Annotated in this window: 10 protein-coding genes; all 10 read right to left on the bottom strand. The window is 37.7% G+C overall.

Annotated features, from left to right (window positions below; all coding sequences use genetic code 11):
* Positions 1-74: 74 nt before the first annotated feature.
* The 10 genes from CALHY_RS00055 to dnaA all read right to left on the bottom strand — a co-directional run bounded on the left by CALHY_RS00055 (position 75) and on the right by dnaA (position 13168).
* Positions 75-1985 carry a beta-propeller domain-containing protein gene (locus CALHY_RS00055; RefSeq protein WP_013401989.1) on the bottom strand — a complete coding sequence of 637 codons (1911 nt, stop codon included), beginning with the start codon at positions 1983-1985 and terminating at the stop codon, positions 75-77.
* A gap of 293 nt (positions 1986-2278) precedes the next feature.
* Entirely contained in the window at positions 2279-4708 is a 2430-nt protein-coding gene (gyrA, locus tag CALHY_RS00050) for a DNA gyrase subunit A (protein ID WP_013401988.1), read from the bottom strand.
* A gap of 157 nt (positions 4709-4865) precedes the next feature.
* On the bottom strand, positions 4866-6329 hold the full coding sequence (locus CALHY_RS00045) for an IS200/IS605 family accessory protein TnpB-related protein (protein WP_013401987.1): 1464 nt from the start codon (positions 6327-6329) through the stop codon (positions 4866-4868).
* Positions 6330-6722: 393 nt separating this feature from the next.
* On the bottom strand, positions 6723-6941 hold the full coding sequence (locus CALHY_RS13800) for a type II toxin-antitoxin system death-on-curing family toxin (RefSeq protein WP_238524548.1): 219 nt from the start codon (positions 6939-6941) through the stop codon (positions 6723-6725).
* On the bottom strand, positions 6938-7114 hold the full coding sequence (locus tag CALHY_RS13685; protein ID WP_013401986.1) for a hypothetical protein: 177 nt from the start codon (positions 7112-7114) through the stop codon (positions 6938-6940). The genes CALHY_RS13800 and CALHY_RS13685 overlap by 4 nt, the downstream gene beginning before the upstream one ends.
* A gap of 17 nt (positions 7115-7131) precedes the next feature.
* On the bottom strand, positions 7132-9045 hold the full coding sequence (gene gyrB / locus CALHY_RS00030) for a DNA topoisomerase (ATP-hydrolyzing) subunit B (protein WP_013401985.1): 1914 nt from the start codon (positions 9043-9045) through the stop codon (positions 7132-7134).
* A gap of 36 nt (positions 9046-9081) precedes the next feature.
* Complete coding sequence (locus CALHY_RS00025; protein WP_013401984.1) at positions 9082-9366, bottom strand: extracellular matrix/biofilm biosynthesis regulator RemA family protein; 285 nt, start codon at positions 9364-9366, stop codon at positions 9082-9084.
* Positions 9367-9392: 26 nt separating this feature from the next.
* Positions 9393-10454 carry a DNA replication/repair protein RecF gene (gene recF / locus CALHY_RS00020; protein WP_013401983.1) on the bottom strand — a complete coding sequence of 354 codons (1062 nt, stop codon included), beginning with the start codon at positions 10452-10454 and terminating at the stop codon, positions 9393-9395.
* A gap of 25 nt (positions 10455-10479) precedes the next feature.
* Positions 10480-11586, bottom strand: coding sequence for a DNA polymerase III subunit beta (gene dnaN, locus CALHY_RS00015; RefSeq protein ID WP_013401982.1), 1107 nt, complete (start codon positions 11584-11586; stop codon positions 10480-10482).
* Positions 11587-11803: 217 nt separating this feature from the next.
* Complete coding sequence (dnaA, locus tag CALHY_RS00010) at positions 11804-13168, bottom strand: chromosomal replication initiator protein DnaA (RefSeq protein ID WP_013401981.1); 1365 nt, start codon at positions 13166-13168, stop codon at positions 11804-11806.
* Positions 13169-13278 lie beyond the last annotated feature (110 nt).

Here is a 13278-nt window from a genome sequence, read left to right as displayed (position 1 = left end):
TTAAAATTGTATAAATTGCAAAATTGAATTTATTTCTTTTTCAGTCTCAGACATTTTTTAAGATTAAAACTTTTTCAATCCAACCTCACCTTTGCTATTTCCTTTAAGTTCTCAAGAGAGCTTGCTTTTATCATTGAGTTTGAAACTGAGTAGAGCACATCCCCAATATACAAAAGCCTGTCTATCTTCTCACAATATCTACCATCAATTTCATGAGAAATCTTGCCCCTTAAAACAAAACCTTCTTTCAAATCTATGCTGTAGACATAAGCACCTGTGAAGTTATGCCCTTTTTTGTCGTAAACCTCTACAGGAAATGCAAAAATGTTTTTATTCTTATCAAACAAAAGTGCCTTGTGATTATTAAGAAGCTCAGAATAACTCCCTTTTTCTCCTATTATTACCTTAAAAAGCTCTTTTGGATTTTTTACATCCTCAACATTGAACATTGCAATTTTTAGTCCCAGAGGAATTGCATATCTTTCATTTAAATCCTCTGCATCCATGCCAAATCCTATTATGTGGATTTCATCATATGGATGAAGATATGTTGAGTATCCTGGGATTTTGAGATATCCAAGCACTTTTGGATTGTGAGGGTCTTCAAGGTCAATTACAAAAAACGGGTCAAGCGCTTTGAAGGTAACAAGATATAGTCTTTTTCCAATAAATCTTGCTGAATATATTCTCTCTCCTTTTGCAATATTATCTATCTTCCCAACTACTCTTAAGTTTTTATCAAGAACATATACAGCATTAAAATAATCATAACCTTCTTCAGGAAAATAAGGTCTTTCGCCTGTTGTTGCAATCCTGAAATAACTATCTTGCTCATCCATTGAAAATTGATTCAGCACTTTTCCATTGACAACCCCTGCTGCCATGAGAGTAGCTTTTCCTTTTGAAAGTTCAAATCTACAAACCATTGTCTTTCTTATAAAATATCGCCATAGTCTTGTATTATCTTCTAATTTTTCAGTCAAGTAAACCTTTTTTATCACCTCAGAACATAAATAAAGATTTTCTTGCGAACAGTAAACTATGTCCCCTCCACCAAGTACACACTCAACACAAATTTCATCTTTTGATTCAATATTGAAACTTCCAACAATAGTAATACTGCAGTTTATAAAATCGGGGATATATTTTATTTTGTCAAAACCAATATATATCTTTTTCGAGTCACCTGTAATACTATCTGTAAAATATGGTTTGAAATCTTGTTCTGAGTAAGCCTTTTTAACATAAATTTCATATGGGAATTGCTTTTCTGTCACGATGTAAAGATTTGTGCTTATTTTCCTTGATATCAGATACTTTCCTGCAATTGAAACTCTTCTTATTTCCTTAGGATTTGATTTGTCAGAAATGTCATAAACAATACAATACGTTTCTATCAATAACTGATATGGCACAAAAACCCTGACTTTATTTGAATCGATATCTGGAAAAACATTCTTTTGAATAATAGGTTTTTTATCTACAATCTTGGCTTTTTCACAAATAACCACAAGATACCTGCTATCAACATAAAACTCTTCTGGATAGAGCTCATCGCTTAATTTAATTTTTGAAAAAATCTTCATTTCCTCAGGTGGATAAGCCTTTACAATTACAATTCCATTATCTTTGATTTTTGGATATGGTTTAGCAATATATATATACTGCCCATCTGTTTTTGCAATATCAGCTTCATCCACACCCATAACCTGCACATTGGTCTGTGAATAAGAATACTCAGAACCTGTTTTATTTTCACCTTTAACACTATTTTGTGGTATAGATTCAGACAAAAAATTTTCACTTGACCCCATGTATGGATTTTTCCTTATCGCATCGTCAATAAGCTTTTTGAAATTGCTGAAAGTCCCAACCTTTTGCAAAAAACTTTTTGGTTTTGACTGGTCTGACATGACAAAATTGATGTCAGAGAAGGATACAATAAATAAAACCACCAGCACTCCTAAAAGATATTTTCTTAACATCCCCAGCACTTCCCTTTAATTCTCTTTAATATTAAAACGTATGAAATATCAGATTGTTATTCTTACAAGTCAATTACATAACTACAAATATTATATCAGAAACCTAAAAAAGATTTGTTGAAATATTTTGCCTTTTTTATAGACAAAAAAATTACTTTTAGTACAATATCCTATCTACTCAAATGATGATACAAATGATAATAAGTTGATATTATTGGAATTTAAAAAAGCCACAGATAACTTTTTTGTGTAACTATCTGTGGCTTTTTTACTTTGTATATTATTCAATTTTTCTATTCATCTACCTTTATCCTTGCAATTGACGAAACTTTTATATTATCGCTATCAATTCGCATAAGTTTCACACCCTGTGTATTTCTTCCCTGAACTGGAACTTGAGAGACCTCAAGCCTTATAAATATCCCTTCCGTAGAACATATCATTATCTCATCATCATCGTTTACCATCTTTATATCAACAATACTGCCTGTCTTATCTGTAACTTTATATGTCAAAACACCTTTTGCGCCGCGCTTTGTTTTTCTATACTCTTCAATCTCGCTTCTTTTGCCAAACCCGTTTTCTGTGACGCAAAGAAGATACTTTCCATCGCTTGCCTTTTCCATTCCAACAATAAAATCGCCATCTTCCAGCGTCATACCTTTTACACCCTGTGCAGTCCTTCCCATACTTCTTACATCGTTTTCATTGAACACAACACAGTATCCATTGCTCGATACAAGCACAATCTCATCGTTTCCAGATGTGAGTTTTACATCAACAAGGCTATCATCATCTGCAAGGGTTATTGCTTTTTTACCTGCTTTTGTTGTGTTTTCAAACTCGCTCAAAAGCACCTTCTTTATCGTGCCGTTTTTAGTACACATCATAAGATAACCTTCTTTAAAGTCCTTTACAGCCATGGTTGCTGTAATCTTTTCGTCCTTACCAATCTGAATGAGGTTGACAATTGCAGTGCCTTTTGCCTGGCGCGAACCTTCTGGCACTTCATATGCTCTCAAGCGAAATACCCTTCCTTTGTCTGTGAAAAAGAGAATGTAGTGGTGTGTTGTTGTGACAAAGACATCTTCTACAAAATCCTCTTCTCTTGTTGATATTCCTGTGATGCCTCTGCCACCTCGTTTCTGGCTCTTGTACGTGTCAAGAGGAAGCCGTTTTATATACCCAAAATGGGTAAGTGTGATTACAGTTTCCTGCTCTTGAATCAGCTCTTCTTCCTCAAAGTCTTCATGTTCGTCCTGAACTATTTTTGTCCTTCTTTCATCCTTGTACTTTTCTTTTATCTCCAAAATCTCTTTTTTTATAATTTCCTTTACCATCGCATCACTTGCAAGCACGTTTTTGTAATATTCTATCATCTTGATAAGCTCTGCAAGCTCTTCTTCAATCTTTTGCCGCTCAAGGCCAGTTAAGCGCTGAAGTCTCATGTCAAGAATTGCTTGAGCTTGGACCTCTGTAAACTGAAATTTGCTAATGAGCCTCTCTTTTGCCTCATTTACCGTCTTTGATGACCTAATGATTGAGATTATCTCATCTATGTGGTCAAGAGCTTTTTTAAGCCCTTCTAAAATGTGAGCTCTTTCTTCTGCTTTCTTGAGGTCATACTTTGTTCTTCTAACAATTACCTCTTTTTGATGTTCAATGTAAAGATTTAGCATATCCATAAGCGTCAAAACCTTTGGCTGGTTGTCAACAAGCGCAAGCATGATTATTCCAAAGCTGTCCTGAAGCTGAGTGTTTTTGTATAGCTGTTTTAAAACTACATTTGCATCTGCATCTTTTTTTATTTCAATTACAATCCTAAGACCTTCTTTGTCAGACTCATCTCTTATATCAGAAATTCCATCTATCCTTTTCTCGTGAACAAGCTCGGCAATCTTTTCAATAAGCCTTGCCTTATTGACCATGTAAGGAAGTTCTGTAACAACTATTCTCTGTCTTCCCTTGGAGGTCTGCTCAATTGTTGCTTTTGCCCTGACGATTATCTTTCCTTTTCCGGTTGCATAAGCATCCCTTATACCCTTTTTGCCTATGATATACCCGCCTGTTGGAAAATCAGGACCTTTGATTATTTTCATTATGTCATCTAAGCCTGCATTCTCATTGTCAAGTAGGTACACAATTGCGTCTATCACTTCTGCAAGGTTGTGAGGCGGTATGTTTGTTGCCATACCAACCGCAATTCCCTGGCTGCCATTTACCAAAAGATTAGGAAACCTTGATGGCAAAACCTTTGGTTCTTTTGCCGATTCGTCAAAGTTCGGCATGAAATCAACTGTCTCTTTTTCAATGTCGCGAAGCATCTCGATAGCAATTTTGCTCATACGCGCTTCAGTGTAACGCATAGCAGCAGGCGGGTCACCATCAACCGACCCAAAGTTTCCATGCCCATCAACAAGAGGATGGCGCATGGAAAAGTCCTGTGCCATTCGAACAAGGCTTTCGTACACAGCAGCATCGCCGTGCGGATGGTATTTGGCAAGAACATGCCCTACAACTGTTGCAGATTTTCTGTAAGGCTTGTCAGGTGTAAGACCTATCTCGTTCATTGCATAAAGTATTCTTCTGTGAACAGGCTTTAAGCCATCTCTCACATCTGGGAGTGCACGAGATACAATGACGCTCATTGCATAGTCTATATAGCTTCGTTTCATCTCTTCCTGTATCTCAACAGGAATTATCCTAAAATCGAGCTCCTCCATGCTTTAATTTTTCCTGGTCAATCAAACTGTGCACATTAGCACAAGTTTGACGGCTGGGGTATTTGTAGTCCGCCAAATCAAGGCTTCCCCATCCCCAGCAGGCGGTATTTGGGAAAGCCATAGCCCCTGCCCCAAGAAGCAGGAACTTGCGCCCTTTTTAGCCGGGTCTCCCCACTTGCCCTGAAACCAAAAATGACTTCAGGACAGACATGTCCCTCAGGACTCTGCCAGGGGAGAGTGGTGTTACCACCGCTACCCTGAGAACTCGCCAGAGATTGCAGACTTTACCGCAGACATCAGAACTTGTTCCGTCCAGAGGTTCTGATGCCCTCTCTGGTTCACTCTCAGGGCTTTGTAAAAACTTTTTTACTCTTTCTATCTCTTTGAGTTGCTTTTTCCTTAAGCATGTGTTCTTAACTACCTTCTGTACGTATTCCTTCAGCTTATCCAGTTCATTTTCATCAAGCCTGCCAAGAAGTTGCATATAATTGTGCGGTATCCTTTCTCTCAACCCAAGCCCTCTTCTCGCTATCACATACGCTGCCCCAACGTCTTTGCTCACCATATACTGCGGGGCATACTTCAACATCCCTATCACTGAAGTGTATGCAGGGTCCACTTCTATAACCTCTATTCCTTCACGCTTTGCCAGAAGTTTTACCTTCTCCAAAAGCAACCTGTATCCAAAATAGTGCCTTATCCGCCTCGATTTTCTCCCTGAAAAATCTCCTCTTCTGCCCCTGTCCTGTATGCTAAGGTTCTCTATCACTATGGCTTTTTGCTTTCCTTTTGCCATCTGTACTATCATGTGAGCATACTGCCACCTGTAATACTCTTTTTTGCTTAAGCTTCCGCTCTCAAGCTTTGGCATCGGTATCCTACCGTAACTTAAAAACTGTCCCCTCTCATCCGTTTCTACCCATGCTATGTGTCTTGGATATGCGTTAGTGTCTATACCTATAACTCCATTTGCTCTCGTTATCCCGGGCTTTGGAAAAACCTCTTCAACAGTAAAATAGGCATATACTACACCATTTTTTAGTTTCAACTCTACAGAATAAGGCTCTCCTGAGCTGCTTATTGCCTGCAGAAGTTGATTCCTGTCTGTGTACGTTTTACCTTTTGTCTTCCATCCAGATTGTATCGTCGCATATACGTACTTCCTTTCTCCCACGTTAATTCTGATCATGGTAAAAACCCCATCTGTCTCAATCCTTGTGTTAAGATTCCCCTTCTTGCTCCTGTCTCCTCTTGAATAAAGATTACCTTTCCTCTTCTCCCGCCACTTTCGTTGAAGTTCCTTGTACGCTTCTCCATTTATGTGCCTCTTTTGGAGTTTTTTAAAAAGCTGTCTGCCACCAAAAATGACCTTTTCAGGATTTTCTCCTTTTTCTTTGCATGAGTTTAAAATGCTTTTTGCTTTAATTAATGCATCATCGACGTATCGGGAATTCAGATTAAAAATTCCTTGCAGTTCTCTTTTGAGGGTATTTCTATCCCAGCCTTCTAAAAGTCTGTTGTATGCATACCTCATACAAGACGACCATCTTCTCATTAGGTCTAATACCTTTTGCTTATCTTCGCTGCTATCAAAAGTTAGCTTGGCTTGAACTGTTACCATGCTTTTTGGCACCTCTTTGCCCATAAATCCTTGCTTTAAAAAGATGCATAGTAGAGGTGTCCTGAGAGAGTGTTATAAACCCTTCTTTTTCCCAGTTTATTAGTGTTCTTTGACAGATAGCATATATCTCTTTAACCTTTGCACAGTTAGCAACATTCAATATTACTTGGTCAAAATTATACCTTCTTGCATTGTTGTTTTCAACTGTTGTGACCTCCCTTTATAGTGTTCACTTTTTCTCATGCTTTTTTATCCATTCAACAACATCTTCAATATCAATACTGCCTTCTGCAATTCTTATAGCTAAATCTACTGCCTCTTCTCTTGTATATTCTAAGATAATATTGTTGAGTTTACATAAATATTAGTAAAACACTTATACCTAATCTTTTATTACCATCTATTTAGAGGGTGATTCCTTATTATTGAGTAAGATATAACTGCAATTTTTTCTACATCAGTTTTATATAGCTCCTCTCCATTAAATGTTTGAAATGCATTGTTCAATGAGCTTTCAAGCAAACCTTTGTCTCTTATCCCAAACGTACCTCCAAATCTTTCTATTAATTTTTTAGCAATCAACAATACATCCTCAATACTCAACATTATCATTTATCAGCTAACTCCTTTAATATCTCGTAATTTTCTTCAATAACTTTATCAATTATTTCTTCTATATTTTTTTTCCATTTCATTTTTTTAAATTCAATAAAATCCAAAACTTCTCTCTGAGTCTCTTCAGGCAGTTTTATAACTTCTTCATAAATTTTTTTCGCAACTTCCACTTTGAAACACCTCTTTTTTATATATCCAAATTCCTCACATACTTAGCATTCTTCTCTATAAACTCTCTTCTTGGCTCTACCTTGTCGCCCATCAGAATTGTGAAGATCTCCTCTGCCATCACAGCATCTTCAAGCTCAACTCTAAGAAGTATTCTTCTTGCAGGGTCCATAGTGGTCTCCCAAAGCTCTTGTGCATTCATCTCACCAAGACCTTTGAAACGCTGAACCTGAGCATCTTTCATTTCCTGCAATATCTTTTGAAGTTCTTTATCGTTATAAGCATATCTTACCTGCTTCCCTTTTGTTATTTTGTAAAGCGGTGGCTGGGCAATGTAAATGTGGCCGTTTTCTATTAAAGGTCGCATATACCTATAAAAGAAAGTAAGAAGAAGCGTTCTTATGTGAGACCCGTCAACGTCAGCATCGGCCATTATGATTATCTTGTGGTATCTGAGTTTTTTTAAGTCTATGTCATTTCCAATTCCAACACCAAGTGCTTGAATCAAAGGAAGAAGCTTGTCGTTTGAATAAATCTTGTCCTGGCTTGCCTTTTCGACATTTAACATTTTACCCCAAAGAGGCAAGATTGCCTGATACCGCCTGTCACGACCCTGTTTTGCAGACCCGCCTGCAGAATCGCCCTCAACTATGAATATCTCGCATTTTGCAGGGTCTTTTTCTGAACAGTCTGCAAGCTTGCCAGGTAAGTTTGAGCTATCTAAGGCAGACTTTCTCTTTATCACAAGCTCTCTTGCCTTTTTTGCCTCTTCGCGCGCTTTTGCCGCCAAAATGGCCTTGTCTATAATCTTTTTTGACACATCAGGATTTTCTTCTAAAAAAGCTGCTAATTTTTCAGAAACCAAATTCTCAACAGCCCAGCGCGCCTCGCTATTCCCAAGCTTTGTTTTTGTCTGACCTTCAAACTGCGGCTCGTGAATCTTGACAGACACAATGGCTGTCATGCCGTCTCTTATGTCCTCACCAAGAAGCTGTGTATCACCTTTTATGAAGTTATATTTTTTTGCATATTCATTTACAGCTTTTGTGACAGCAGTTTTAAAGCCTATAAGGTGAGTGCCACCGTCTATGGTTGCTATGTTGTTTGCAAATGAATAGATGTTCTCACCAAAATCCTCTGTGTACTGCACTGCAACCTCAATGAGGATGTCGTTTTTCTCACCCTCAATGTATATTGGCTCCTGGTGCAAAACTTCCTTGTTCCTGTTCAAAAACTTCACAAACTCAGCAATACCACCATTATATTTTAGCTCAATGGGTTTTACATTCTTTTCCCTCTCATCAACAAAGACTATCCTTATCCCTTTGTTCAAAAACGCAAGTTCACGCAGGCGCTGCAAAATCACATCGCCGTCAAACTCTATTGTTTCAAAAATCTCATCGTCGGGCAAAAATGTAACTTTTGTACCTGTCCTGTCGGTAGTACCAATAACTTTTAGCTCACAGGTTGGTTTTCCTCTTTCATACCTTTGATAGTATACCTTGCCGTCTCTGTAAACCTCAACTTCCAAATAGCGCGAAAGAGCATTCACAACAGATGCACCAACACCGTGAAGACCACCAGATACCTTGTATACTCTCTCGTTGAACTTTCCACCTGCATGAAGAACGGTAAATACAACCTCAACACCGCTTTTTTGAAGCTTTGGGTGAATATCAACCGGAATTCCTCTTCCATCGTCAATGACAGTAACAGAGTTGTCTTTGTGAATCACCACTTCAATGTTTTTACAAAACCCTGCCATTGCTTCGTCAATTGCATTGTCGACAATCTCATACACCAAGTGGTGAAGACCTCGCTGGGAGGTTGAGCCTATATACATTCCGGGACGTTTTCTTACAGCCTCAAGCCCTTCTAAAACCTGTATCTCGCTTGCTGAATATTGCTGAGAACCGTTTTGTATCCTATCCAATTTAATCTCACCTGCCAACTAAATAATTTTTTAAAATCAATCCTGGTCCAAATAGTTGTCAAAATAGTGGTTAAAGTTCAAAAGCCTTTTTGCGATGGTACCCGGCGACACAGGAGATATTATTCCATACATTCTTCCATCAACTTCAAGGATTATTATAGACTTTTTTATATCATCATTTATAACAACAATCCTGTCGTGAAGCTTTAGATTTTCAAGGATTTTGAGATTGTCTTTTGAGCGCACAAAAGAATCCCAGCTCAGTATCACAAGAAGTTCTGCGCTGTTGATTACATAATCCTCACCAATGTGAGCAAACATCTTCAATGCACATCCCCAAAAATTTTTTATATACTCCTTTCAAGAAAAATCACATTTGCACTGTCAAACTCCAGTATTCCCTCACTTTGAAGGGTACTTAGGTCTTCTGCAGATGTCACAAACGACTGGTACTGACTTAAAAACTTTATAAGATTTCTTCTTTTAAACTTATCTAACTCAGAAAACACATCGTCTAAAATGAGAACAGGCTCTGTATAAAGAAGAGCAGATGAGAGCACAACCGACACAGCCGCAAGTTTTATCTGCCCTTCAGATGCAAAATCAATCGCTGGTTTTCCATCTATCAGAATCTCAAAGTCATCTCTGTGAATCCCTTTTGTTGTGTATCCAAGACTCAAATCTTTAACCAGATGCTTTTTCATCTCTTTGTAATACTCTTCCTCGCTTGAAGCGTTAATTGATGGCATGTATTTAAGTTCAAGCAAGGATTTGTTTTCAAACACATAGCTGAATATCTTCTGCGCTTCAATAGATAATCTATCTATAACCTCCTGTCGTTTTTGGAAAATCAAAAATCCAAGCTGGCTTATCTGCACATCGTACACATCTATTATATCCTTTTTATCATAACTTTTCAAAAATGCGTTTCTAGAATGAAGTGCTCTTTGGTACTCTGAATACACCTTCGTCATGTAAGGGTAAAGCTTTGCAACTTCCATATCCAAAAATCGGCGCCTTAGTTTTGGCTGATGTTTTATAAGTCTTGTTGTGTCTGGCTCAAAAAAAACAAATTTGAAAAGACTAATTAGCTCAGACAGTCTATTTATCTTCTTATCATTTATCATTATTCTCTTATCTAAAGCTTTATCTACATAACAGAAAACATTATATTCAATATTGCCAACCTCAGCTGACATCTCAAGCTTGAAATAGTATGAATCAAAGTTTATTGCATCTACATCTCGGCTTTTAAAAGATTTTCCACATATACAAAAATATAGAGCCTCAAGAAGAGAAGTCTTTCCTGAGGCATTATTACCGACAATTAAATTCATTTTATCTTTGAACTCAAAAAATCTTTGTTTGTAACCTCTGAAATTTTCAATGTAAATGTTTTTTATCTTCATACTCTTACAACCTCTAAAAAATGCTTTACTCTGGCATCTTTATAGGAAGAACAAGGTAGATGTAGTTAGGGTCGTCTGGCTTTTGTACAATTGAAGGGCTTGTCTGCGATGTTATAAACAGGTTTATCTCTCCATCCAGCTCTTTCAAAACATCTAAGAAATACTTAACATTAAAGCCAACTCTGATGTCTTTACCCTCAACTGAGCAAAGCACATCCTCTTCATATCTTCCATCGGCAGACATAGACTTTACTGTGAACATCATCCCGTTTGTCTCAAATATGACAGCCTGGATGTTAGTTTTTTCGTCTTTTGACACGATAGAAGCTCTTTCAAGCGTGCTTTCTAAAACATCAGATGAAATTGAAATTTTGGTTGAATACTCTGTCGGGATTGCACCTTTGTAGTCGAAAAATTTTCCGGCAATGAGTGTAAGTATCACGGTTGTTGAGCCTATCTCAAATGTTGCCTGGTTCTCAAAAAATGATACTCTTACCTTTTCTGCCTCTTCAATGTCAACTACCTTTGTAATGTCATCCAAGTTCTCTGCAGGCACAATCTTTGAAAAGTTTCCTTCAACTGCAATTGGTTTTATCTTGCATATTGCAAGCCTGTGCCCGTCCATTCCAACAAGATTAACAAAATCATCTTCTTCTTTTTCAAAGAGCACGCCTGTAAACGTTGGTCTTGTCTCGTCCTTTGACGTTGCAAATATCACCTTGTCAACGCCATCAACAAAATCGCTTGCAACAAACTCGCAAAAGCTCTCAGAGGGCTTTTTGTCCATCTTTGGAAAGTCGAGCGGGTCAAGTGTAGGAAGCCTGAACTCTATCTTCTGGCTTCTTATTTTAACCTCACTGTCTTCCCGTATAACCTCGACCTCACCGCTTGGTAGTTTTTTGACTATGTCAGAAAATAGTTTTGCTTTAACCAGTGCAGCTCCTCTTTCTAAAATCTCTGCTTCAAACTCTGTTTGCATCTGCATTTTCATGTCGTTTGTGGTAAATACTATGCTATCTTCAGCTTCAATCAGTACACACTCTAAAATTGACGTTACCTTTGTTGACGCTGCAGCAGGTATTACCTTGGAAATATTATCTTGCAAAACTTCTTTATCCACAACAAACCTCATCTTTTTCCCTCCTTTTTTTGTGGGGGTTTTAAAAGCATACCATCAATCAAACTTACTAGTAGTACTCACAATAATAGCTGTGGATAAGTTAATAACATGTTCAAAAGCTTGTGAGATTTGAACTCTTGGGTGTATATATTCCTGTTGATAAAGTTTAAAGTTTTTAACCAAATTCACATGTGAAAATTAAAATTCACACAGTGTTATCCACATGTTATTATTCTCTGTGGATAAGTCTTTTTTTGATGGTTTCCACAGCATTTCTTGTGTTTGAATCTGTGTTGATAAGTTCCTTAATTTTTTCACAGGCATGAAGCACTGTTGTATGATCTTTTCCGCCAAACGCCTCGCCTATTTTAGGAAGCGACACGTTTGTGAGTTCCCTTGCTAAATACATAGCTATCTGGCGTGGGTAAGCAACATTTCTTGACCTTCTTGAGGATTTAAAATCTTCAAGCCGGATGCCAAAATAGCTTGCAACCTCTGCCTGGATATCCTCTATTGTGAGCTCTTTTTTTGTGTTTGTGTCGATAAACTCTTTCAAAGCCTTTTCAGCAAGCTCCAAGGTTATCTCTTTGTCAGGTGCCATGAGTTTTGAATATGCAAGAATTTTGTTGAGTGCACCTTCAAGCTCTCTTATGTTTGTCTCAATCTTTGATGCTATAAACTCTAAAATATGCTGTGGCACAGGTGTTCCTTCAAGCTGGCATTTTTTGCTCAAGATCGCTATTCGCGTCTCAAAGTCTGGCGGCTGAATGTCTGTTATAAGCCCCCACTCAAAGCGGGAGCGGAGCCTATCTTCTAACGTATTTATCTCTTTTGGTGGCCTGTCTGATGAAAGTATTATCTTCTTGTTTGCCTCATACAGTGTATTGAATGTGTGGAAAAACTCTTCTTGGGTTCTTTCCTTTCCGCCTAAAAACTGAATGTCGTCAATTAAAAGGACATCGACGTTTCTGTACTTGAGCCTAAACTCGTCTGTCTTTTCATCTCTTATTGCGGCTATAAGCTCGTTTGTAAATATCTCTGAGGTAACATACATCACCTTTGTTCCGGGGTAAAGCTTTAGCACATGATGGCCTATTGCGTGCATAAGATGCGTCTTTCCAAGCCCAACACCGCCATAAATAAAAAGTGGGTTGTAGGTTCTCTCTCCCGGTGGTGTTTCTGCAACGGCCAAAGCTGCGGCATGTGCAAGCCTGTTGTTGTTCCCCACAACAAACGTTTCAAAAGTATATTTGGGATTTAGTTGTGTTACTATCTCTGGTTTTTCATCTTGCTTGGGTTTTAGAAACTTTTTGTACTTTTCAACCTCTTCTGGAAGAATTACTTTTATGCTGAGATGCGGTGAAAATAGCTGTCTTAAAGCGTTTAAAATGACAAGAGAGTACCTGTTTATCACTATATCCCTGTGAAAATCAGCAAATGCCTTCAAAATTAGAGTGTCATTGTCATCAAAACAAAGAGGTACAAGCGATTCAAACCATGTATTGTACGATATATCTGTCGGACTTGGATTTATCTCTTTTTTCACAGCCTCCTTTATCTTTTCCCACACTTCGTTCACATCATATTCTACCATGTGAATATCCACCCTTTTTATGTAGTTTGAAATTCTCATTTTTTAAGTGTTATCCACAATGTTATCAACAACTGTGGAAAACTAATTTCCACAACCGAAAATATGTTTTA

The organism is Caldicellulosiruptor hydrothermalis 108, from assembly GCF_000166355.1.
In the GTDB taxonomy this organism is placed as follows: domain Bacteria; phylum Bacillota; class Thermoanaerobacteria; order Caldicellulosiruptorales; family Caldicellulosiruptoraceae; genus Caldicellulosiruptor; species Caldicellulosiruptor hydrothermalis.
The sequence above is the reverse complement of the archived record's forward strand: the minus strand, read 5'-3'. Positions and strand labels throughout refer to the sequence as shown.

Excerpts from the sequence above, each read along its gene's own strand:
- gyrA (WP_013401988.1), bottom strand. The coding sequence starts at position 4,708 with ATGGAGGAGCTCGATTTTAGGATAATTCCTGTTGAGATACAGGAAGAG.
- dnaN (WP_013401982.1), bottom strand. The coding sequence starts at position 11,586 with ATGAGGTTTGTTGTGGATAAAGAAGTTTTGCAAGATAATATTTCCAAG.
- dnaA (WP_013401981.1), bottom strand. The coding sequence starts at position 13,168 with ATGGTAGAATATGATGTGAACGAAGTGTGGGAAAAGATAAAGGAGGCT.
- CALHY_RS13800 (WP_238524548.1), bottom strand. The coding sequence starts at position 6,941 with ATGATAATGTTGAGTATTGAGGATGTATTGTTGATTGCTAAAAAATTA.
- recF (WP_013401983.1), bottom strand. The coding sequence starts at position 10,454 with ATGAAGATAAAAAACATTTACATTGAAAATTTCAGAGGTTACAAACAA.
- CALHY_RS00025 (WP_013401984.1), bottom strand. The coding sequence starts at position 9,366 with ATGTTTGCTCACATTGGTGAGGATTATGTAATCAACAGCGCAGAACTT.
- CALHY_RS00045 (WP_013401987.1), bottom strand. The coding sequence starts at position 6,329 with ATGGTAACAGTTCAAGCCAAGCTAACTTTTGATAGCAGCGAAGATAAG.
- CALHY_RS00055 (WP_013401989.1), bottom strand. The coding sequence starts at position 1,985 with ATGTTAAGAAAATATCTTTTAGGAGTGCTGGTGGTTTTATTTATTGTA.